General features: G+C 73.7%; 20 protein-coding genes. 11 read left to right on the top strand and 9 right to left on the bottom strand.

The window, feature by feature from the left end; all coding sequences use genetic code 11:
• The first annotated feature begins 2 nt into the window (after window positions 1-2).
• Both Aru02nite_RS31885 and Aru02nite_RS31880 read left to right on the top strand, forming a co-directional pair.
• Complete coding sequence (locus tag Aru02nite_RS31885; RefSeq protein ID WP_203663903.1) at window positions 3-1,655, top strand: DUF885 domain-containing protein; 1,653 nt, start codon at window positions 3-5, stop codon at window positions 1,653-1,655.
• Window positions 1,648-2,019, top strand: a complete 372-nt coding sequence (locus Aru02nite_RS31880) for a nuclear transport factor 2 family protein (RefSeq protein WP_203663902.1) — start codon at window positions 1,648-1,650, stop codon at window positions 2,017-2,019. Before Aru02nite_RS31885 ends, Aru02nite_RS31880 begins: the two co-directional genes overlap by 8 nt.
• Before the next feature lie 269 nt (window positions 2,020-2,288).
• Here the strand turns inward: Aru02nite_RS31880 and Aru02nite_RS31875 are convergent, their stop codons facing one another.
• From Aru02nite_RS31875 to Aru02nite_RS31860, 4 genes are all read right to left on the bottom strand, one after another.
• Complete coding sequence (locus tag Aru02nite_RS31875) at window positions 2,289-2,687, bottom strand: tautomerase family protein (RefSeq protein ID WP_203663901.1); 399 nt, start codon at window positions 2,685-2,687, stop codon at window positions 2,289-2,291.
• Window positions 2,688-2,689: 2 nt separating this feature from the next.
• A complete protein-coding gene (locus Aru02nite_RS31870; protein WP_203663900.1) occupies window positions 2,690-3,187 on the bottom strand; it encodes a YybH family protein in 498 nt (165 codons plus the stop codon).
• A gap of 287 nt (window positions 3,188-3,474) precedes the next feature.
• Entirely contained in the window at window positions 3,475-5,001 is a 1,527-nt protein-coding gene (locus Aru02nite_RS31865; RefSeq protein ID WP_203663899.1) for a glycosyltransferase family 39 protein, read from the bottom strand.
• Window positions 4,998-7,235 (bottom strand): bifunctional glycosyltransferase/CDP-glycerol:glycerophosphate glycerophosphotransferase, encoded by a 2,238-nt coding sequence (locus Aru02nite_RS31860; protein ID WP_203663898.1) that lies wholly within the window; start codon window positions 7,233-7,235, stop codon window positions 4,998-5,000. Before Aru02nite_RS31860 ends, Aru02nite_RS31865 begins: the two co-directional genes overlap by 4 nt.
• A 255-nt stretch (window positions 7,236-7,490) precedes the next feature.
• Between Aru02nite_RS31860 and Aru02nite_RS37710 the strand changes: the two genes are divergently transcribed.
• Window positions 7,491-8,483, top strand: coding sequence for a DUF8730 family Cys-rich protein (locus Aru02nite_RS37710; protein ID WP_505712020.1), 993 nt, complete (start codon window positions 7,491-7,493; stop codon window positions 8,481-8,483).
• Window positions 8,484-8,564: 81 nt separating this feature from the next.
• Here the strand turns inward: Aru02nite_RS37710 and Aru02nite_RS31855 are convergent, their stop codons facing one another.
• Window positions 8,565-8,834, bottom strand: a complete 270-nt coding sequence (locus Aru02nite_RS31855) for a metal-sensitive transcriptional regulator (protein WP_203663897.1) — start codon at window positions 8,832-8,834, stop codon at window positions 8,565-8,567.
• 675 nt (window positions 8,835-9,509) lie between these two features.
• Between Aru02nite_RS31855 and Aru02nite_RS31850 the strand changes: the two genes are divergently transcribed.
• From Aru02nite_RS31850 to Aru02nite_RS31840, 3 genes are all read left to right on the top strand, one after another.
• Entirely contained in the window at window positions 9,510-10,916 is a 1,407-nt protein-coding gene (locus Aru02nite_RS31850; protein ID WP_203663987.1) for an MBL fold metallo-hydrolase, read from the top strand.
• 90 nt (window positions 10,917-11,006) lie between these two features.
• Entirely contained in the window at window positions 11,007-11,783 is a 777-nt protein-coding gene (locus Aru02nite_RS31845) for a sulfite exporter TauE/SafE family protein (RefSeq protein WP_203663895.1), read from the top strand.
• A 125-nt stretch (window positions 11,784-11,908) separates the two neighbouring features.
• The gene (locus Aru02nite_RS31840) at window positions 11,909-12,883 is read left to right on the top strand and encodes a zinc-binding dehydrogenase (protein WP_203663893.1); all 975 of its coding nucleotides are present in this window, start codon (window positions 11,909-11,911) and stop codon (window positions 12,881-12,883) included.
• A gap of 229 nt (window positions 12,884-13,112) precedes the next feature.
• On the opposite strand, the gene Aru02nite_RS31835 is transcribed toward Aru02nite_RS31840, so the two are convergent.
• From Aru02nite_RS31835 to Aru02nite_RS31825, 3 genes are all read right to left on the bottom strand, one after another.
• Window positions 13,113-14,294, bottom strand: coding sequence for an MFS transporter (locus tag Aru02nite_RS31835; RefSeq protein ID WP_203663892.1), 1,182 nt, complete (start codon window positions 14,292-14,294; stop codon window positions 13,113-13,115).
• Between the two features lie 69 nt (window positions 14,295-14,363).
• Window positions 14,364-15,767, bottom strand: a complete 1,404-nt coding sequence (locus Aru02nite_RS31830; protein ID WP_373325030.1) for an AlkA N-terminal domain-containing protein — start codon at window positions 15,765-15,767, stop codon at window positions 14,364-14,366.
• 180 nt (window positions 15,768-15,947) lie between these two features.
• Complete coding sequence (locus Aru02nite_RS31825) at window positions 15,948-16,355, bottom strand: Hsp20/alpha crystallin family protein (RefSeq protein WP_203663890.1); 408 nt, start codon at window positions 16,353-16,355, stop codon at window positions 15,948-15,950.
• A gap of 158 nt (window positions 16,356-16,513) precedes the next feature.
• On the opposite strand from Aru02nite_RS31825, the gene Aru02nite_RS31820 reads away from it, so the two are divergent.
• A complete protein-coding gene (locus Aru02nite_RS31820) occupies window positions 16,514-16,933 on the top strand; it encodes a hypothetical protein (protein ID WP_203663889.1) in 420 nt (139 codons plus the stop codon).
• Window positions 16,934-16,939: 6 nt separating this feature from the next.
• Here the strand turns inward: Aru02nite_RS31820 and ppk2 are convergent, their stop codons facing one another.
• Window positions 16,940-17,782 (bottom strand): polyphosphate kinase 2, encoded by an 843-nt coding sequence (ppk2, locus tag Aru02nite_RS31815; protein WP_239077077.1) that lies wholly within the window; start codon window positions 17,780-17,782, stop codon window positions 16,940-16,942.
• Window positions 17,783-17,949: 167 nt separating this feature from the next.
• Here ppk2 and Aru02nite_RS31810 point away from each other — a divergent pair, with 167 nt between their 5' ends.
• The 4 genes from Aru02nite_RS31810 to Aru02nite_RS31795 all read left to right on the top strand — a co-directional run bounded on the left by Aru02nite_RS31810 (window position 17,950) and on the right by Aru02nite_RS31795 (window position 20,313).
• Complete coding sequence (locus tag Aru02nite_RS31810; protein WP_203663887.1) at window positions 17,950-18,468, top strand: flavodoxin family protein; 519 nt, start codon at window positions 17,950-17,952, stop codon at window positions 18,466-18,468.
• Between the two features lie 64 nt (window positions 18,469-18,532).
• Window positions 18,533-18,793, top strand: a complete 261-nt coding sequence (locus tag Aru02nite_RS31805; RefSeq protein ID WP_203663885.1) for an SHOCT domain-containing protein — start codon at window positions 18,533-18,535, stop codon at window positions 18,791-18,793.
• 72 nt (window positions 18,794-18,865) lie between these two features.
• Window positions 18,866-19,732: a universal stress protein gene (locus Aru02nite_RS31800; RefSeq protein WP_203663883.1), complete on the top strand. Its 867-nt coding sequence runs from the start codon at window positions 18,866-18,868 to the stop codon at window positions 19,730-19,732.
• A 293-nt stretch (window positions 19,733-20,025) separates the two neighbouring features.
• Entirely contained in the window at window positions 20,026-20,313 is a 288-nt protein-coding gene (locus Aru02nite_RS31795; protein ID WP_203663882.1) for a hypothetical protein, read from the top strand.
• Window positions 20,314-20,337 lie beyond the last annotated feature (24 nt).

Genomic DNA, 20,337 nt, shown 5'->3' with positions numbered 1-20,337 from the left:
GCATGACGAGCGTGTGGGAGGCGGCCGACCGGTACCTGGCCGGGTTGGCCGAGTGGGAGCCGCGGGCCGCGCAGGCACTGGGCCGGACCGAGGTGCCGGCCACCGACCTGTCCCCGGAGGCGTACGAGGCGCGCGCCGCGCTCGCCGCGAACGCGACCGCCGAACTCGCCGTGGCGGTACCCGGGCGGCCCGGTGACCGGATGCTCGGCGCGGCGCTGGCCGACCGGCTCGCCGCCGAGACCGACCTGTACGAGTCGGGTTTCACCACCCGGCTGCTGGCCCCGCTGGCCACGCCGGTACATCTGGTCCGGTCGGCGTTCGACAACCTGCCGCGCGACACCGAGGCGGACTGGGCGACGGTAGCCGACCGGCTCGCCGCGGTCCGCTCCGAACTGGCCGCGTACCGCGAGACGCTGCGCCGGTCGGCGGCCCGCGGGCAACGGGTGGCGCGCCGGCAGGTACTGGTGGTCGCCGACCAGTGCGCCGCCTGGATCGATCCGGCCCGGGACGACTTCTACCGCCGCCTGGTCACCGGGTACGCCGGGCCGTCGGCGGCACGGCTGGCGCGCGGCGCCGCCGACGCGTCGGCCGCGACCGCCGAGTTCGCCGCGTTCCTGCGCGACGAACTGGCGCCCGGCGCGCCGGAACGCGACGGTGTCGGCCGCGAGATGTACGGCATCACCGCGCGCAGCTTCCTCGGCGCCACCCTCGACCTCGACGACGTCTACGCGTACGGCTGGGCCGAACTGCGCCGGCTGGCCGACGAGATGACCGTCGTGGCGGGCCGGATCGTACCGGGCGGCACGGTGGCCGAGGCGATGGCCGCGCTGGACGCCGACCCGGCGCGGCGGTTGTCCGGCGTGACGGAGCTGACCGACTGGCTCACCCGGCGGGTCGCCGCGGTCACCGACGCGCTGGACGGCCCGCACTTCACGATCCCGGCGCAGACCCGCCGGGTCGAGTGCCGCATCGCGCCCGCCACCTCCGGTGTCATGTACTACACGCCGCCGGACCCGGGGCTCACCCGGCCCGGGCGGGTCTGGTGGTGCCTGCCGCCGGGCGTCGACACCGCGACCACCTGGCGCGAGGTCAGCACCCTGCACCACGAGTCGCTGCCCGGCCACCACCTCCAGCACGCGATCACGATGACGCTGCCGCACCTGCACCCGTGGCAGCGCACCCTCTGCGAGGTCCACGGGTACGCGGAGGGTTGGGCGCACTACGCCGAGGGGCTGGCCGGCGAACTGGGCCTGCTCGCCGACGACGGCGAGCGGCTCGGCCTGCTGTGCGGCCAGATCTGGCGCGCCTGCCGGATCGTCATCGACGCCGGCCTGCACCTCGACCTGCCGATCCCGCCGGGCAACGGGTTCACCGACGCCACCCGCTGGACACCGGAACTGGGTGTGGAGTTCCTGACCCGGATCGCCGGGATGGACGCCGCGACCGCCCGGTTCGAGGTGGACCGCTACCTCGGCTGGCCGGGACAGGCGCTCGCCTTCTCGGTGGGCGCCCGGCTGTGGCGGGAGGCCCGGGCCGCCGCCGAACGCGCCGAGGGCGCCGGCTTCGACCCGGCGCGCTTCCACGCCCGCGCGTTGTCGCTCGGCCCGGCCGGACTCGACCCGTTGCGTACCGCCCTGGAGGGGAACCATGGCTGACCAGATCGCCGCGCACATCACCGACCTGTACGCCTGCCTGGGCGACCGTACGCGCTTCGACGCGCACCTGGACCCGGAGCTGACCGTCTGGGAGTCCGACGCCGACCGGCTCCTGACCGGACTGGCCGAGCTGACCGCGCTGCGGGACCGCCGTACGCCCGACGGGCCGGCACCGCTGTCGGTGGCACCGGAGGCGCTGCGTACCGAGCAGTGGGGTGACACCGGGCTGGCCCGGTACGTGCTGCGGGCCCGCCACGACGCGCGCGACGACGAACTGTTCCGCGTCACCGACGTGCTGCGCCGGTACGGCGACGGCTGGCGGATCGTGCACCATCACGCCGAGGCCACGACGCACCAGCGCTGATCCGCGGTCGACGCGCCCGGCACGAGCCGGGCCCATCCATCGCCGGTACGCCCGACGAGGTGTGCACCGCGCGGCGGCCGTGACGGTGGCGCCCGGCACGGAACCGAGTAGCCGCATGGCCAGAACCCTCGCGCCACAGGCACCTCAGGGCGCCGTCCGCCGGCGCCCGGTGCGGCCCGGGCCCGGCCGGCTGGGGTCGTGAGCCGCCTCCCGCCGCACCGGGACGCCATGCCCAGCGTCCGACGAGCCGCGTACTCGCGGCCTCGCGGTCAGGTCGGCAGGCCGGGGACCGTGCCGAGCCCCAGCAACTGGGCCTCGCCGTTGCCGACCGACCAGTCGGCCAGCCCGTTCTCGGTCAGCGTCACGAAGAGGTCGTCGCCGCGGACGCCCAGCGGGGCGAGCACCTCGGCGATGCGCCGGTACAGGGCGACCTTGAGGTCGGTGGGCCGTCCGCCCACGAGGGAGATCTGGACGAAGACCACGTCGTGCCGCTGGACGCCGAGGTACGACGGGTCGGCGATCAGCTCGGCGGCGGGATGACGGGTGAGGATCTGGAACCGGTCCGTTGCGGGGATCCCGATCGAGTCGACCAGCGCCTGGTGTACGCCGTCGGCGATGGCCTGGGCGTTGTCCCGCTCGGCGCTGAGATCGATCCGTACGAGGGGCATGGTCACTCCGTTCCACCGCGGACGGCGGCCTGGTACGCGGCGAGGGCCGCGGGGTCGTCGATGGATCCGTGGTGATGGTACTGGCGCCACCGGCCGTCCTCGTACCGGAAGTACCTGCTGGTGCGGATCTCCAGCGGCACCGCCACACCGTCCGGCCCGGTGTACGTGCCGGTCTCCCGGCCGGTGAACACGGCGTGCGCGTCCCCGGTGTAGGCGACGATGTCGCCGAAGGTGATCGACAGTCGGACCGGGCCGGCGAAGATCGCCCGGTACAGCCCGGTCACCTCACCGTGCCCGCGCAGGATGCCGCCGACCGGATTGTCCAGCTGTACCAACGGATCCGCCGCCCACACCCGGTCGAGTACGGCGGGGTCGCGGTGGTTGAGCGCGACGTAGAACGACGCGAGTGCGGCCTCGGCGCCCGCCGGTCCGGCGTCCAGTGCCGCGTCGGGCCGGTCGACCGACTCGGGTCCGTAGCGCGCATCGAGCGTGGTGATCATCCGCAACCCCCGGAAGCCTATAGTTCGAAGATGGTCGATCAACCTGATCGTACGACAATCGTCGAACAAGGTGGCGAGGTGGCTCCGTAACCTCAGCCACACGTGCCAGTGATGCTGCGGCGCGGTGATCGCCGGAGGCCGCACGTTCCTTGCGGGTGTCACATCTCGGCGTGCGGCACGCGGCGCCCTGCGGGGCAAGGCGAAACCAGGGGCTCGACCGGGTGCGCGTTCGCCCGGACGGGCGGGCCTGCCCGGCCCGGTCGCGGCCTCGCTGGCGCGCAGCTGAGTCAGCGCGGTGGGCTCGTCGGTCCGCTGTGGCTGGTGGCGGCGACCGCCAGGATCAGCGTGCTGCCCTGCACGTACCGTGCGGACGCGATGCGGTAGCGCTGCTTGAATGCCGTGCCGACGGGCGCGGACAGACCGCGCAGCGGCGCGGTGTCGTGCCTGCCCGCCCGGACGAGCCACAGGCGCGGGCTGTGGCCGATGCACCGCCCGATGTCGGCGTCCGCGGTGGGCAGCAGGCGCTGTGCCTGTACGGCGGTGCGGGCCTGGCACACCAGGCGTGGCTGGTCGCGGCCGTACCGCCAGTCGAGGTAGGTCTCGTACTGCCAGTGCGCCTCCGCGGGGAGGAACAGCCGCGCGTCGCCCGGGCGGGCACGGCGGTGCAGCTCGCGACCGAGCACGTCGTAGCGGATCGGTGGTTGCGGGCTCAGGTACGGGTAGCGCCCGGAGGTGTGCGCGCCCGGTTCGCGTACGGCCCGCTGGTCGGGTACGCCGATGACCGCCACGACGGCGACCATCGCGACCGTGGCCCGGAGGGGGAGCCGGGCCGTCGCGCCGGATGCCAGTACGACGAGGCTCGGGACGACGAACAGCAGGTACCGCGCGTACCAGAGGGGCTGTGCCTGGGAGACGGCGAAGACCACCGTCACGGGAACCAGTACCCCGGCCGCGCCGACCAGCAGGGCGCGGCGCGGCCCCGTCACCGACAGCGCGGCGAGGACGATCAGCGCACCGGCCACCAGGGACGACCCGGCGAGCGTCGGGAACAGTTCCCGGAGCTGCGGCGGGCCGGGGGCCGTCAACCAGAACAGCTGCCCGCCGCGCTGGCGCGCCGCCACCAGCAGTACCGGCCCGGTCAGGACGACCGCGCCGGACGCGGCGGCCGCCCACCGCACGACGCGGCGGGTTTCGCGGTGCCGCCACCACCCTGCGCCGACCACGACCGCGTGCGCGGCGAGCAGGCTCAACGCGACGGCGTTCGCGTACCCGGCGACGGTCATCGCAACCAGGTACGCGCACCACCGGGTCCACTGTGGACGGTGCAGGGCCCGCAGGAGCAGCCACCCGCCGGCGGCCGCGGCGAAAACGCACAACGCATACCCGCGCGCCTCCTGGGCGTACCGGGAGGTCACGGGCAGTACGGCGAAGAGGAGGCCGGCGCCGAGCCCGACCCGCGGCCCGTACAGGATCCGGCAGGTGCGGGTGACGCACGCCGCCGCACCGGCCATCGCCAGTACCGACGGGATCCGGATGGCGGGCAGCGAGTCCCCGACCAGCGAGATCCACAGGTGCAGCAGCAGGTAGTAGAGGCCGGACACGGCGTCAACGTGCTGCAGCATGTCCCACAGCGCGGGCAGTGCGCGGCGAGCGGCCGTGATGCTGCACAGCTCGTCGCGCCACACGACCGGCCGCATGATGCCGACGCTGCCGATCCCGAGCATGGCCACCGCGGACCATGCCCAGTCCCCGTCGAGCAGTACCCGGCGGGCGGTGTCCGGGGTGCTCGCGCGTGCCGCGACGGTGGCGGTCACGCCGGTGCGGCCGCCGTCGCGTGCTCGCCCCTGCTGGTGTCGCGGGCGGCCTGCGGCTGTCCGAGCATGACGTGCCGGACGACCCGTTCGGCCGCGTGCCCGTCGTCCAGGCCGCAGAACCGTTCCCGGAACGCGGCGCGCGCGGTCGTCGCTCCGGCGTCGGCGTACGCGCCGGTGCGGAACGCCGCGAGCAGTTCGTCGGCGGTACGCGCCACGACGCCGGGTGGTTGGGCCATCAGGTCGAAGTAGGCGCCACGGATCGTCCGGTACACCTCCCAGTCGGGTGCGTACACGACGATCGGCCGGTCCAGGACGGCGTAGTCGAACATGCCGGACGAGTAGTCGGTGACGAGGGCGTCCGCCGCGAGGTACAGGTCGGCCACGCGGGGATGGTGGGAGACGTCGAGGATCCCCGCGGGCAGGTCGTCGCGCGCCGGGCTTCGGTCGAAGTGGTGTTCGCGTACCAGCAGCCGCGCGTTCGGGCCGATCGCGTCGCGGAGCCGTTCGTAGTCGACCAGCGGGGTGCCCGACCGCCGGTACTCGCGGAACGTCGGCGCGTACAGGACGACGGTCTCGTCGGGTCCGATGCCCAGCCCGGCGCGGATTTCGGCGATCCGACCGGGGTCGGGGGCGACGAGCGCGTCGTTGCGCGGGGCACCGTACTCCAGCTCGGTGAAGCGGGCCGGGTAGGCGTGCTCCCACACCTGGCTGCAGTACGGGCTGTAGGAGAGGCTGTAGTCCCAGCGGTCGCAGCGCTTCAACAGGTTGGCGAAGTTGTTGCCGCGGGCCAGTGTGGGGCAGCGTTGCAGGTCGATTCCCATGGCCTTCAACGGGGTGCCGTGATGGGTCTGCACGTGGACGGAGCCTGGCCGCTTGACCATGAAGTCGGGAAAGTTCACGTTGTTGAACACGTACTTCGCCCGCGCCAGCGCGCGGTAGTAGGCGGCGCTGCCGATGGTCGCCGCCGCAACGCCTGCCGGCACATTCTCCCGGGCCTCGGGCGTGACGATCCAGACGCCGCGGACGTGCGGGGCCACCGTCAGGGCCCGCTCGTAGATGGCCGCGGCGTGACAGCCGTACCCGGCGCCCCAGTAGATCGAGTACACGGCGAGGTTGCCGTCGATCGGCAGTCGCCGCTGGAGCTGGTAGTACCCGCGCAGCATCGCGGTACGGGCGGCGGACCGTGCCCTGCGCACGCGACGTCGAAGCGGTCGCGCCACCCGCCGCGCCGTGTCCCGGCCGACCCGGAGCACCTGGTAGACGATCCGCAACGCGCAGAACAGCGGCCAGGACCCGGCCTCCAACAGCCGGTACCGGACGGCGTTGATGCCTGGCGGCTGACGCCACCCGGCCGGTCGGTGGATCCGGCACAGGTCGGCGGCCTCGCGGAAGAACATGCGCCGGACCGGTCGCGCCGTCGTTCCGGCGCCGAGCCGGCCGCGGCGGCTCAGCATCAGGAGCAGGTGGTCGACCATGCGGTCGAAGACCACCGTCCGCAGTTCCGGCGGGGTGCCCGCGCGCCGGAGCCGCCCGAAGACCTCCCGGTACTGGTCCAGCAGGACGAGATGGTCGCGGCCGTGGCTGGTGAGGATCGACCCGTGCCGGCGCTGCCGGTAGTACACGCAGACCTCGTCGAGTACCGCGATCCGCGACGCGGCGCACAGGAGCGGGTAGGTGAACGGGAGGTCCTCGTAGTAGCCGGCGGGAAACCCGATGTCGGTGGCCCGGAGGAAGTCGCGACGCACGATCTTGGTCCACACGCCCGGAAACAACCGGAGCAGGTCGGGATACTCCGACGCGCGGAACACCTCGGGCGCGTCCGCGAGCAGGTGCCCCGACGTGTTCCGCACCGCCTTCAGGTTCCAGTACGCGCGGGCGTAGTCGACGACGAGGACGTCCGGCCGGGTCGCCCGCAGCCGCTCGGCGATCTTCCGCAGGCAGTCCGGTGCGACCCAGTCGTCGCTGTCCAGGAACCAGACGTAGCGCCCGGTGGCCGCGGCGAGCCCGGCGTTCCGGGCCGGCCCGAGGCCGCGATTCTCCGGAAGGTGCAGGACCCGTACGCGGGAATCCCGCCGGGCATAGTCGTCCAGCAGTTCGCCGCTGCGGTCCGGTGAGCAGTCGTCCACGGCAATGATCTCGATGTCGGAAAACGATTGTTCCAGCAGCGAATCCAGGCACTCGGACACGTAAGCCTGCACCCGGTACACGGGAACGACAATGCTCAAAAAGGACATGAAACCCCGCTTCGGAAAAGGAGGAGAGCAGGAAGGAACCAACGCCGAACCATGAACGGGCACGGCGGCCCTGCTGATTCGTTCGACGTGTGGCGACGCGCTATTCGGGCTTACTCGGATGGCGTGCGGGAAGAACTCGGCTCCGGGGGCTGCCCGTTCGACCGCGTCGTGGGCCGCGCCGACAGGCGACCCCTTCGCTGATCGGCGGGGCACCACCTCGGGCCCGGCCGCCTGGCACTACCCGGTACGGCTCGGATGTGCCGTGGGCGGAGTCGACGAGGAGGCGCCCGTCGTGCCGTACCCGTTGCCCAGCCGTGGATCCGACCGGGTTCGCGCCGCGGCAACGCGCCGGCGGTGGGCGACGGGCCTGCGCTCGCGCCGGACCTCTCGGCAGCCGTTCCCGGTACGGGCGGCGCCGCGTCCGGCGGGCCGCGCGGGTACGGCGAGCGCCCGGAGACCACGCACGGTCGGTCGTACACGGAACGGCGGTGGAACGGAGGAGGGCATCGCTGGGGACTCCTCGGGAAGCAGGGGCGGAGATACTTGCCTCACGCCTGGCGCGTGCAGAAGGTTTCAGTCGGCCTGCTGACGAATTCCGCTCGGCGTCGTCGCCGATGGTTCCCGACCGACCGCCGACGTACCTGCCGCCTTGGCCGTGAAACGACAAGGTGGGCATTCTCCACCGCTGCGCCTCGCCGCCGGACCGCCACGTCCACGACGCGTCACTCGACCCCGCGGCACGATTGCGCCCCGCCACCTCGTGGCACACAACAATCCGATTCCGTGGGCCTGGGAGTACGAGACGGGAATCGTACGGCTGGCGCGCGGGACATCGATCCGAGCGGCAGGTGGACGGCCACCGCCGGGGCTCTGAGGCGCGCGCACGGCAGGGGTTCGCTCCCGGCGGGTTCCGATGAGAGCCGCCGGCCGATGGCTCGCCTTGGTGGGCGTCGCCGTGCCCCGTTCGCGCCTGTGCCGTGCGCCTCCGCGTACGTGGGTGTACCGTCGGGCATGATACCCCGGGGGGTATTGGGAGTTCACCGTCGACGACAGCAAAGGGAGCCGTACATGTGTCGAGCAGTGACGTGCCGTCGGTGCGGAAAGACCACCTGGGCCGGCTGCGGACGGCACGTCGACCAGGTGATGCGGGACATCCCCGAGGATCGGCGCTGCCCCGGCCACGAGGGGGACACGCCGGCTGCGCCGGGCGCGGGACGTCGTCTGCTGGGCCGCCTGTTCGGCAGGTGAGTCGGCGGGCGAACGGGTCCGCCCGTCAGGGGCCGACGGCACAGCCCGCCCCACAGCGGGACCGCCACCCGGACACTGCGGTTACGCGAGGGAGAGGAACAGCTTCTCCATCTGTGCGAGGTTCGCCTTCTGGTCGTCGCCGTCACTCTTCGCGTCCATGCACTGCTGCAGGCCGCTGGCAACGATCTTGAAGCCCGCCCGGTCCAGCGCACGGGAGACCGCGGCGAGCTGGGTCACCACGTCGGCGCAGTCGCGGCCCGCCTCCAGCATCGCGATGACGCCACGGATCTGCCCCTCGGCGCGGCGCAGGCGGCGCACCGCGTCGCCGACGGTGTCCGGTTCGATCTGCATGGCACGTGGCCCCTTTCGCTCAGACCTCGACATCCCGAAGATACCTCGGGGGGTATCCGCGCGGCAGCGTCGGTACGGCGTTCGCGACCCGCGGGACGTACCTATCGCGGGAACGTCGACAGGCGTCGACGGGCGAGCCGCGCCCGGTTGGTCCCGCGTCGGCGCTGACGATCGCATCGGACGGTATGTCGCCCCCGTTCCGGGCGACGGTCCACCGCGACTCCACCGTGTGGCGAGCACTGCGCCTCCCGCCGTTCCCTGGCGTACGTGCGGAACCCGTTGCGTACCAAGGGATGTGGCGCTTGGATCCGGGTTGCGTCAGGTGTCGCCGGATGTTCGCGGACGTGGCGTGGTGTGTCGGTGTCGCGGCCGCCGCCTCGGCTCCGGCCGCGGCGATCGGGTTGAACCGCCCCGGGGTGTGGCAGCGCGGTGAGGCGCTTCACGCGACTCGTGATACCCCCGGGGGTATAGTCCGAGGAGTACGGGAGATGAGCGTGGACGGGCTGCGGTCGCGGCACGCTTGAGGTTGAGGCGCCGTGGCGGGCCGGTACCGCGGTCGGCAGGTGGCGCCGGGGGAGCGCCGCTCCCGGGCCGCGGGCCAACGGCGGGCGCGACCGCCGTCGAAACGGGGGGCTGATGGTCAGCGGTACGAACGAGACGACGGGGGACGGGACGATGGGTATCGACGTCGAGGTCGTGGAGACCTCCACGCTGGGCGACCGGAGTTACCTCGCGCACGACGGGCGGGTGGCCCTGGTGGTGGACCCGCAGCGCGACATCGACCGGATCGTCGCGCTCGCCGGACGCCTCGGGGTACGGATCACGCACGTGGCCGAAACCCACCTGCACAACGACTACGTCTCCGGCGGACTGGCGCTGGCCCGGCTGACCGGCGCGGCGTACCTGGTGGCGGGGGCCGACGACGTCGCCTTCGACCGTACGCGGATCGCCGACGGTGACGAGGTGGCCATCTCGCCACGGATGCGGCTGTCGGCGGTGAGCACCCCGGGCCACACCTTCCACCACCTGTCGTACGTGCTCGCCGGCGCGGAGGGACCTGTCGGCGTGTTCACCGGCGGCTCGCTGCTGTTCGGCACCACCGGCCGCACCGACCTGCTCGGCGACCAGCACGCCGAGACCCTGGCCCGGCACCAGCACGACTCGGTACGGCGGCTGGCGGATCTGCTGCCCGACGGGGCGCGGATCTGGCCCACGCACGGGTTCGGCAGCTTCTGCTCGGCCGGCCAGTCCGACGCCGCGACCTCCACCATCGGTCAGGAACGCCTCGGCAACCCGGCCCTGCGGCTGGCGGCCGACGAGTTCGTGACCACCACGCTGGCCGGGCTCGACGCCTACCCGGCGTACTACGCGCACATGGGCGTGCGCAACGCCGCCGGCGCCGATCCGATCGACCTGACGCCGGTGCGTCGTGCCGACCCCGCCGAGGTGCGTCGCCGGATCGACGCCGGCGAGTGGGTCGTCGACCTCCGCTCGCGTACGGCGTTCATGCGCCGGCACCTGACCGGCACGCTCAGCTTCGGCCTCGACGGGGCGATGTCGACCTGGCTGGGATGGCTCATGCCCGCCGGCCAGCCGGTCACGCTGCTCGGCGAGACGGCCGAGCAGGTGGCCACCGCGCAACGCGAACTGGCCCGTATCGGCATCGACCGGCCCACCGCCGCGGCCACCGGTACGCCGGAGCGGTGGTCCGGCGGCGACGAGGCCCGCACCGGGACGCTGCCGGTCGCCACGTTCGCGGACCTGGCCGCCGCCCGCGACGGTCGCGTCCCGGACGGGTTGCCGGCGCCCGACGTCGTGCTCGACGTACGCCTCGGGAACGAGTGGCGCGCCGAGCACGTCGACGGCGCCGTGCACGTACCGTTGCCAGAACTTGCCGGCCGGATCGGCGAGCTGCCGCCGGGCGTGATCTGGGTGCACTGCGGATCCGGGTACCGGGCGGCGGCCGCGGTGAGCATGCTCGCCCGCGCCGGCCGGCGGGTGGTGCACGTCGACGACGCGTACACCCGCGCCGCCGAGGCGGGCCTGCCGACCGTCCCCGGCCAGCGTCAGGACGACCGGTGACGGGCCCTCGCGCGGTGCGCACCGGCGTCGCCACGCGACCCGAGACCGCCGCGGACGAGCCCGCCCCCGCTGTCACCCGAGTCTGAGCGGATGATCGCGGCGCTGGGATTCGGCGCGGCCGTCGGCGTACTGCTGGGGCTGCTCGGCGGCGGCGGATCGATCCTGGCCGTGCCCGCGCTCGTGTACGGCACCGGGCAGTCACTGGGCGCGGCCGTACCGACATCGCTGCTGATCGTGGGGATCTCGTCGGCCGCCGCCGTGCTGCCCCGGATGTGTACCGGACAGGTCCAGTGGCGCATCGCGGGGGTGTTCGGTGCCGCGGGGGCGGTCGCGGCGTTCGGGGGAGCGGCAGTCAACCGGCTGCTGGACCCGAGGGTGGTCCTGGCCGGCTTCGCGCTGCTGATGGTTGCCGCCGGCGTACAGATGCTGCGGGAACGTCGCGAGACGGGCGGCGCGTGCGCGCTTCCGCAGGGCCGCGTGAACTGGCGGCGGTGTCTGCCGAGGGCGCTCGGGGCCGGGCTCGCGGTCGGGTTCCTCACCGGCCTGTTCGGCGTGGGCGGCGGCTTTCTCATCATCCCGGCGCTGGTCCTGCTGCTCGGCCTGTCGATGCCGACGGCGGTCGGTACGTCCCTGGTGATCATCGTGATCAACTCGGCAGCCGGGTTCGCGGCCCACGCCGGCGACGCGGCCGTCGACTACCGCGTTGCGGGCGTGTTCACCGCCGCCGCCATTCTCGGGTCGCTGGTCGCGGGCCGGTTCGCCGCCCGGTTGCCGGCGGTCCGGCTGCGCCGCTGGTTCGCCTACCTCGTGTTCGTCGTCGCCGCGTTCGTGCTCGTCCAGGTCGTGACCCACCCGTTCGTACGGTGAGGTCCGGTGCCGACGGTGTCGGACGTGGCGTCGCGCCGTGACGTGCCGCACGCCGGGCTTGACCTGAAGTTCACTTCAACGTTGAGGATGGTGGGGACAGAGCGGCGGGGCAGAGGAGTGAGCCGATGTTGGTGGCCGAGGTGGCGCGGTTCGGTGGACCGGAGGTCCTGGTGACGCGCCGGGTGCCCGATCCGGCACCGGAAACCGGGCAGGTCGTGGTGGCGGTGTCCGCCGTCGACGTGCTGTTCGTCGAGACCCAGGTACGCGCCGGCTGGGGCCGGGAACACTTCCCGGTCACCCCGCCGTACGTGCCGGGGGACGGGGTCGCGGGGACCGTCGTCGCGGTCGGCGAGGGCGTCGACCCGGCGTGGCTCGGCAGGCGCGTCGTCGGCTACACCGACAGCGTCAACGCGTACGCCGAGCGTGCCGTGGTGCCGGTGGAGAAGATCGTGCCGATCCCGGACGGGGTCGACGACGCGACCGCGGCGACCCTGACGCACGACGGCCCGATGGCGCTGACGCTGCTCGACACGGCCCGGATCGCCTCCGGCACAAGGGTTCTCGTACTCGGCGCCAACGGCGGTGCCGGCCTGCTCGCGGTCGGCCTGGCCGCGGCGGCCGGCGCGTACGTCATCGGTGCCGCCCGCGGTGCCGCCAAGCAGGCCCTCGTACGCGAGGCCGGTGCGGCCGAGGTGGTCGACCCGACCGATGCCGACTGGCTCGACCGGGTGCGCGACGTCGACGTGGTACTCGACGGCGTCGGTGGCGCGATCGGCAGCGCCGCGCTGGCCGCGGTACGCGACGGCGGCACGATCTTCACGTACGGCGCGCCGACCGGTGGGTTCGCCACCGTCGACCCGGACGAGGCCCGGCGGCGCGGGATCACCGTCCACGGCCTGCCCGCGCTGGCGCAGGCGCGCGACCAGGTCACCGCGCTCGTCGCGCGGACCCTCGCGGAGGCCGCCGCCGGGCGGATCAGTCCGGTCGTCGGCGGCACGTTCCCGCTCACCGACGCGGCCGGGGCACACGCCGCGGTCGAGGCCCGGACCGTACTCGGGAAGGTCCTGCTCACCGTCGCCGAGCGTCCCGCCACCCCGTGACCGGCGTGCCGGCCCACCAGCGTCCGGCCGAACGCGCCGACCGGCAGTGATCCCGGCGCGCCGGTGCGCCGGTGCGGCGGTGCGGCGCTCGCGCTGATGGCGACCACCTCGCTGCCGGCGCCGGCTCGACCCGCTTGCGTGCGGTCGGGCCGGTGCTGGCGGGGCGAGGACGGTGCCGCTGCCGCCGGTCGTCCGTCGCGGAGCCACCGGACCGCCCGCCCACGAAGGTTCAGTCGGTGCGGGTACGGCGGCCGGCGGCGACCAGCAGCATCGCGGGTACGCCGGCGACGGTGGCCATGACCAGCGCGGCCGCGCCCTGCTGCGCGTGTACCAGCAGCGGGGTGACGAGGACGGCGCCGAGCGGCGGCGTGGCCTGCATCAGGGTGCGCAGCAGGGCGAACGCGCGGCCGTGCAGTTCCGCCGGGATGCGGCGCATCCGCAGCGCCTGCGCCCACACGGTCATCGCCGCGCCGAACCCGCCGACGGCCAGGAACCCGGCTCCCACCAGCGGCGGCGCCCCGGCCAGTACGGCGAGGAAGCCCAGCGCTCCGGCGGCCTGGACGATGCCGATGCCGAGTACGCGGCGGTGGCTCGGCCGGCGGTGACCGGCGACGGCGGCGCCGACGAGTTCACCGGCCGCGAGAAGCGCGAGGAGTACGCCGAGGGCGGTGGCGCCGCCGAGCCGGTGCACGGCCAGCCAGGGCGCGGTCACCAGCAGCATGCCCTCGGCGACGTTGAACGCCATGAACGCCAGCGTCGTCGTCACGATCACCCGGTCGCGCGCCAGCACGCGCAGCGACCCGTACGGCCGGGCGGGGTCGCGTCGTGGGCGCAGCGGGCGGACCAGCGCCGCCGCGGACGCGAACACGAGGAACGACACCGAGTCCGCGAGCAGGACGTTCGGCGCGCCGATCCAGCCGACGAGCAGCCCCGCCGCGGCCGGACCGACCACGCCGGCCACGCTGAACCCGAACGACTCCAGCGCGTTCGCCGCCTCCAGGTGCGAGTCGTCCACCAGGTACGGGATCGACGCCGGGAATCCGGCCAGTGGCACCATTTTCAGCGCTCCGTACACGGCGGCCACCGCGAACGGCAGCCAGCCCGGCACCGCCGCCAGCGCCGCGGCAACCGGCACCGACGCGACGGCCAGCGCGCGGACCACGCTGTCGGCGACGAGGACGGTGCGCTTGTCGAACCGGTCCAGCAGCGGGCCGACGGCCCAGCCGCCGACGAGAACCGGGGCGGTGTAACAGACCCCGAGCAGGCCGAGCTGCGCGGTACCGCCGGGACGCGCGGCCACCAGCCACGCCAGCGCCACGTACGTCATGCCGTCGCCCAGGGTGGAGACGGTCGCGCCCAGCCACAGGCGCCGGAAGTCCTTGGTACGCAAGGTGTCCAGATACTGACCCATCGATCTTTCCGTACTCGGGGGTGGATGAAGCGGCCGCGGTTTCGTTGCGGGGCAGCCGATCCGGCGGTGCTACGGACGGTGCCGGTCGGCGACGGCGAAGCCGTGGACGTACCCGGCGGCGTACGAGCGCCACGGGCGCCAGCGGTCCGGGTCCGCGCCGAGCCGGCGGACCGCCTTGCGCAGCAACGGATCCGGCGGGAACACGTCGGGGTCGCCGAGCGCGTGCCGAGCCACGTACGCCAGCCTCGACGGGCCGATGCCCGGGATCGCCCGCAGCGTGGCGAGGGTGTCGGCCCGGTCCGCGGTGCGGTCCAGCACCAGCGCCCCGTCGGCGACCGCGGCCGCGACCGCGCGCAGCGTGTCCGCGCGCGGGCCGGTCAACCCGACGGCGCCGAGGTCCGCCCGCGCCAGGGCGTCCGGCGTCGGGAACAGCCGGCGGTCACCGAACCGCTCGCCGTACCGCTCGACCAGCCGTACCAACGCATGTGGGTGCCGGCGCAGGACGGCGCGGGCGGCGCCCTCGACCCCGTCGGCGCAGCCCGGTACGCGCAGCCCGGGCGCCCGCGCCACCAGCGGCGCGAGGACCGGATCGGCGGAGAGGTCGGCCGCGATCGTGGCGGGATCGGCGTCCAGGTCGAGGATCTCGCGGCACCGCTCGACGGCGGCGGCCAGATCGCGGACGTCGGCGAGGCTCAGACGTACCAGGGCTTCGCCGGGGCGGTCCGGCTCGAACCCGATCCCGACAAGCGCGTGCCCCCGCGGCAGCCGCAGGGTGCGCTCGTAGCGTCCGGCGCGTACCGATTCGACACCGGGCACTGCCCGCTCCGCCAGCCAGGCCAGCAGCGGGCCCGTCGGCAACGGCTCCCGGTACCGCAGGCGCAGCGTCAGCGCCCCGCCCGCGCCGTCGGCCGGACGTCGCCGCAGCGCGCTCGGCGCGCACCCGTACGCCACGCGCATGCCCGCGTTGAACTGCCGCACGCTGGCGTACCCGGCGGCGAACGCCACGTCCGACATCGGCAGCGCGCTCGACTCCACCAGCATCCGCGCCACCTGCGCGCGGCGCGTCACCGCCAGCGCCTGCGGTCCCGCGCCGACCTCGGCGAGCAGCTGCCGGTGCAGGTGCCGCTCGCTGACCGACAGGCGGCGCGCGAGCCCGGCCACGCCGTCCCGGTCCACCGCGCCATCGGCGATCAGCCGCAGCGCCCGCGCCACGAGATCCCCGCGTACCCGCCACTCCGGTGACGCGGGTGCGGCGTCCGGGCGGCACCGGCGGCAGGCCCGGAACCCGGCCGCCTCCGCCGCGCCGGACAGCGCGAAGAACCGTACGTTGCGCGCCAGTGGCGTACGGGACGGACAACTGGGGCGGCAGTACACCCCGGTGCTGGTCACCGCGACCACGAAACGGCCGTCGAACCGGACGTCCCGGCTCGCCATCGCCCGGTACAGCGTCTCGAAGTCGTCCACGCCGCCCATCCTGCCGCCGCGGACGGCGACCGGCTGGCAACCATCAGACCGGGTGATCGTCGTGCCTCGATGCTGTCGAAATGTCCGGGCGAGGCCGCACTCGAAGCCGTCCCGCGGGCCCACGCCCGAGCCGGGAATCGGTTGAGCCGCAACGGACAGCCGACCGGTGGTGGGTTCGGCGAGAAGGAGCTACCCGGTGTCGACCGGTACGGACCGCGGCTGGGACCGGGTACCGGCGACGTGCATCGAGATCTCCAGTACGCCGTTGTCGTAGCGCGCGGTCACGCTGTCCTCGTCGGTACCGTCCGGCAGCGACACGGTCCGGTCGAAGGTGCCGTACGAGAACTCGGCGTGCCGGTGTGCCGTCGCCGTGGACCGGCGTTCGGTGTGGATGCCCAGTACTCCGTGCCCGACGGTGACCCGCAGGTCCGTCGCCGGGTCGATGCCCGGCAGTTCGGCGCGGATGACGTACCGGTCGCCCTCCAGGGAGTCCTCGACCCGGATCGGCGGTGTGTGCCACGGCAACCGTGCCGGCCAGTCGAACCAGTCCCACAGGTCGCGACCGGCGGGCTGGCGGCCCGGACCCGTCCCTGTCATCACGCACCTCCCGTTGGCCGTCGTCTCCGTCCACCCCACCTCGGCCGTCCGTCCCCGCACAGGGGCGAGCGACCGGCGCGCGGGGGTCGTTCGGCCCTCCCGCGGCGATCCGGGCCGGGGTGCACTGGAGTACGGGTGGCACACGACGGGAGGGTCCGATGCTCGCGCCGCGTTCCGGTACGGTCTGGCGGACGCTGGCGGTCCGCGTGCTGGTACTGCTGGACGTGGTCGTGGGCATGTCTGCGGTGGGCGGCGCGGTGATGCTGCTCGTGGACGGTGCCGGCCTGCCGTCGGACGCCCTGGCCGGTACGCCGTTCGCGACGTGGCCGGTGCCGGCGGTCGCCCTGTTCGCTGTGGTGGGCGTGCCGATGCTGCTGGCCGGTTCCGCGTACCTGTGGGCGCCGGCCCGGGTGACCGGCCTGTCGGTACTTGCCGGGCTGGCGTTGCTGGCGTGGATGGCCGCGGAGATCACGCTGTTCCGCGAGTTCAGTCCGTTGCAGCCGACGATGGTGGTGCTGGGCGGGGTGATCCTGGCGCTGGCCGCGGTCACCCGGCCGGATGCCACCCGCGACCGGTGACGCCGGTCAGTGCAGCGACGCGGCGTGGTCCGGCACGTACGTCTGGGTGGTGCGCGGCGGGCGCTGGTAGCCGGTGGACGCGGGCCGGGCCGGCAGTTCCAGCGGCGTCCGGCGCACCGCGTGGTAGGGCACGCTCGACAGCAGGTGCGCGATCATGTTGATCCGGGCCCGCCGCTTGTCCTCGCTCTCCACCACGTACCACGGCGCGTCGGGAATGTCGGTGTGCACGAACATCTCGTCCTTCGCCCGGGAGTAGTCCTCCCAGCGCGTGATCGACTCCAGGTCCATCTCGGACAGCTTCCACTGCCGCATCGGATCGGTGAGCCGGTCGGTGAACCGCCGCTCCTGCTCCAGATCGCTGACCGAGAACCAGTACTTGCGCAGCAGGATGCCGTCCTCGACCAGCAGCCGCTCGAAGATCGGGCACTGCCGCAGGAAGATCCGGTACTGCTCCGGCGTGCAGAAGCCCATCACCCGCTCCACCCCGGCCCGGTTGTACCAGCTGCGGTCGAACAGGACGATCTCGCCGGCCGCCGGCAGGTGCTCGACGTAGCGCTGGAAGTACCACTGGGTGCGTTGGCGCTCGGTGGGGGCGGGGAGCGCGGCGATCCGGGCGATGCGCGGGTTCAGGTACTCGCTGACCCGCTTGATGGTGCCGCCCTTGCCGGCCGCGTCGCGCCCCTCGAAGACCACGACGAGCCGGGCGCCCTCGGCGCGTACCCACTCCTGGAGGCGCACCAGCTCGGTCTGCAACCGCAGCAGTTCCCGCTCGTACACCTTGCGCGGCAACCGGTCCTTCGTCGTGCCGGCCGCGGCCGACCCGTCGTCGCGGGCGTCCTGGTCCGACACGTCCACCTCCCCGTTCGGTACCGCCAGCGTATCGGCGGTCTGGCCGCGCGTGGGCGCATCCACGGAGTCGCCGTGTCGTCCGACCCGCCGCCCCGGGCCGACCGACCCTGCCGGAATCCCCGCCACCGACGTCCACTGGAGGCGTGAGAACCGACGAGGGAGGAACGATGCAGGCCCTGGTGGTGTACGAATCGATGTTCGGTAACACCGCGCTGGTCGCCGAGGCGATCGCCGAAGGGCTCGGTGCACGGGTCGGGGTACGCGCGGTCCCGGTGGCCGACGCGCCGGCGCCGCTGCCCGCCGACATCGACCTGGTCGTGGTGGGCGGCCCGACGCACGCGTTCGGCATGAGCCGCCGGGGTACCCGCAGCGCCGCGGCGCGGCAGGACGAGAAGGCGGCGGTCGGCGAGCGGGGGGTACGGGAGTGGTTGGCGGTGGCGGGGCCGATGCACGGCACGCTCGCCGCGTCGTTCGACACGCACGCCCGTACTCGGCTGCCGGGCTCGGCGTCCGGTGCGATCCGGCGCCGGCTCCGGCGCAGCGGTGCGCGGGTCATCGCACCGCCGCGCAGCTTCTACGTCACCGGTACGCAGGGGCCGCTCGACGACGGCGAACGCGACCGCGCCCGCGCGTGGGGCGCGGCCCTGGCCGACGCGATGGCGGCGACGGTGAGCCGGGCCGGATGACCCGTCCCGGCACGCTTTCCCGTGCTGGGGCCCGCAACCCGCGGCAACCTCGGGGGAGCACACGATGATGCACTGGTACGGCCCGGGAATGGGCCCCTGGGGCTACGGCCTGATGGGCGTGACGATGGTGTTGTTCTGGGCGCTGGTGCTTGCCGCCGTCGCTGTGCTGGTGCGGATGCTGGTACGCGGCCGGGCCGCGCATCACGACGGCTCGACGCCCGAGCGGGTCCTCGCCGAGCGCTTCGCCCGCGGCGAGATCGACGAACAGGAGTACCGACACCGCCTGGACGTTCTGCACGGGCGGGCGCCGGGTGGCGGCGGCTGAACCTGCGGCGCTGGACGGCGGCGTCTCCGCCGGAGCCGGTGGGGCACAACGCCGACCGCGACACGAGAGGCGGTGGAACCGGTGCTGGGGAAGGCCGGGGCGCCGATCCTGGTCGGCACGGACGGATCGCCGACCGCGACCGCGGCCGTACGGTGGGCCGCACGGGAGGCGATGGTACGCCGACGGCCGCTGCGGATCGTGCACGCCTTCGACCGTGTCGAGCCGGAACGCGACGGTACCGCGGAGGTGTCGGCGGCGGTGAGAAGCGCCCAGGCAGTTGCACCCGGTGTGGCCATGTCGGGCACGGTGGAGTTCGGCCATCCCGGACCGGTACTCGCCGGCCTGTCGCAGGAGGCGATCATGCTGGTGGTCGGTACCCATTCGGGTGCCGGACCGCTGGGGTCGACGAGCCTGCGGGTCGCGATGCACGCGGCCTGCCCGGTCGTCGTCGTGCCGACGGCCCCGGCCGCTCCACCGTCCGCACGCCGGATTCTCGTCGGTACCGACGCATCCGTGCTCTCCGACCCGGCCGTGGGCTTCGCGTTCGAGGAGGCGGACCTTCGACACCTCCCGCTGACTGCCGTACTCACCTGGACCGCACCGGGCAGATCCAAGCCCGGCGACATGCAGCCCTTGGTGTACAACGCGGACGAGGTGGCCGACGAGGAGCGGCGGCTGCTCGCCGAGTCCCTGTCGGGCTGGTCGGCGACCTACACCGACGTCGCAGTCACCCAGCGGGTCGTGCACGCCCCCGCGGGCCGCACCCTCGTCCGGATGGCGCACGACGCCGACATCCTGATCGTCGGTGCGCGTGGCCGCGGCGCCGTGGAGGCGCTGCTGCTGGGCTCGGTCAGCCGCCACGTCCTGCATCACGCAGCCGGGCCGGTGGCTGTCGTACGGTCCGGCAGGCGTTTCACCCGCGCCGTACGCATCGCCTGATGCTCCGGGCGACCCACGGCCCGGGTCCTGCGCGATCCGGGGGCACGGTCGGTACGAGTCGAACGGCCCGCTGGATCGAGCAGTTCGGCGCTACCCGTACCACGGCGACCCGACCGATCGTGAAGGTGCGCCCGACGGGGCGAAACCACCACCGAGAGAGCCGGACGAGACGACAGCGGTCGTTCCCGACGTCGAGGACAGCGGATGCCGCCGGTGCATGGGTTTCGTCCCGCCGGGCGCCGAGAGGCAACGGCGGCGCGTGCCGCCGTCGGGACTGTGCAGGGGGACGAACGATGGCACGGCCAGCAGTCATCGAGTCGGCGCGGCTGAGCCGCCTGCGGCACCTGGTGACGGACACGGCGCTCGATGTCCTGACCGCACACGGTGTGGCCATGCCGGGCCGGATCGAGGTCGAGGACCGTCCTGGGCGGATCCGGGTCCGGTTGGTCTTCGACCACCGTGTGCCCGGCTACGTCCGCAACGACCTCACCGCGGAGGTGCTGGAGGCGCTGCGCCCGGTCACCCGGTACCCGGTGGCGAACTGCGTGCAGGTGGTCTGCCGGCGGACGGATCGCCGGTGAGGTTCGCATGTCCTGCCCGGTCGG

The sequence above is a fragment of the Actinocatenispora rupis genome (assembly GCF_016861975.1).
Classification (GTDB): domain Bacteria; phylum Actinomycetota; class Actinomycetes; order Mycobacteriales; family Micromonosporaceae; genus Actinocatenispora; species Actinocatenispora rupis.
This window is presented reverse-complemented; position numbering and strand designations above follow the sequence as displayed.

What these genes read in the sequence shown, in the direction of transcription:
- Aru02nite_RS31850 (WP_203663987.1), top strand. Translation starts at nt 9,510, where the DNA reads ATGGGTATCGACGTCGAGGTCGTGGAGACCTCCACGCTGGGCGACCGG.
- Aru02nite_RS31885 (WP_203663903.1), top strand. Translation starts at nt 3, where the DNA reads ATGACGAGCGTGTGGGAGGCGGCCGACCGGTACCTGGCCGGGTTGGCC.
- Aru02nite_RS31840 (WP_203663893.1), top strand. Translation starts at nt 11,909, where the DNA reads ATGTTGGTGGCCGAGGTGGCGCGGTTCGGTGGACCGGAGGTCCTGGTG.
- Aru02nite_RS31875 (WP_203663901.1), bottom strand. Translation starts at nt 2,687, where the DNA reads ATGCCCCTCGTACGGATCGATCTCAGCGCCGAGCGGGACAACGCCCAG.
- Aru02nite_RS37710 (WP_505712020.1), top strand. Translation starts at nt 7,491, where the DNA reads ATGTGCCGTGGGCGGAGTCGACGAGGAGGCGCCCGTCGTGCCGTACCC.
- Aru02nite_RS31855 (WP_203663897.1), bottom strand. Translation starts at nt 8,834, where the DNA reads ATGCAGATCGAACCGGACACCGTCGGCGACGCGGTGCGCCGCCTGCGC.
- Aru02nite_RS31795 (WP_203663882.1), top strand. Translation starts at nt 20,026, where the DNA reads ATGGCACGGCCAGCAGTCATCGAGTCGGCGCGGCTGAGCCGCCTGCGG.
- Aru02nite_RS31820 (WP_203663889.1), top strand. Translation starts at nt 16,514, where the DNA reads ATGCTCGCGCCGCGTTCCGGTACGGTCTGGCGGACGCTGGCGGTCCGC.
- Aru02nite_RS31830 (WP_373325030.1), bottom strand. Translation starts at nt 15,767, where the DNA reads ATGGGCGGCGTGGACGACTTCGAGACGCTGTACCGGGCGATGGCGAGC.
- Aru02nite_RS31810 (WP_203663887.1), top strand. Translation starts at nt 17,950, where the DNA reads ATGCAGGCCCTGGTGGTGTACGAATCGATGTTCGGTAACACCGCGCTG.
- Aru02nite_RS31825 (WP_203663890.1), bottom strand. Translation starts at nt 16,355, where the DNA reads ATGACAGGGACGGGTCCGGGCCGCCAGCCCGCCGGTCGCGACCTGTGG.
- Aru02nite_RS31860 (WP_203663898.1), bottom strand. Translation starts at nt 7,235, where the DNA reads ATGTCCTTTTTGAGCATTGTCGTTCCCGTGTACCGGGTGCAGGCTTAC.
- Aru02nite_RS31805 (WP_203663885.1), top strand. Translation starts at nt 18,533, where the DNA reads ATGATGCACTGGTACGGCCCGGGAATGGGCCCCTGGGGCTACGGCCTG.
- Aru02nite_RS31880 (WP_203663902.1), top strand. Translation starts at nt 1,648, where the DNA reads ATGGCTGACCAGATCGCCGCGCACATCACCGACCTGTACGCCTGCCTG.
- Aru02nite_RS31870 (WP_203663900.1), bottom strand. Translation starts at nt 3,187, where the DNA reads ATGATCACCACGCTCGATGCGCGCTACGGACCCGAGTCGGTCGACCGG.
- Aru02nite_RS31835 (WP_203663892.1), bottom strand. Translation starts at nt 14,294, where the DNA reads ATGGGTCAGTATCTGGACACCTTGCGTACCAAGGACTTCCGGCGCCTG.
- Aru02nite_RS31845 (WP_203663895.1), top strand. Translation starts at nt 11,007, where the DNA reads ATGATCGCGGCGCTGGGATTCGGCGCGGCCGTCGGCGTACTGCTGGGG.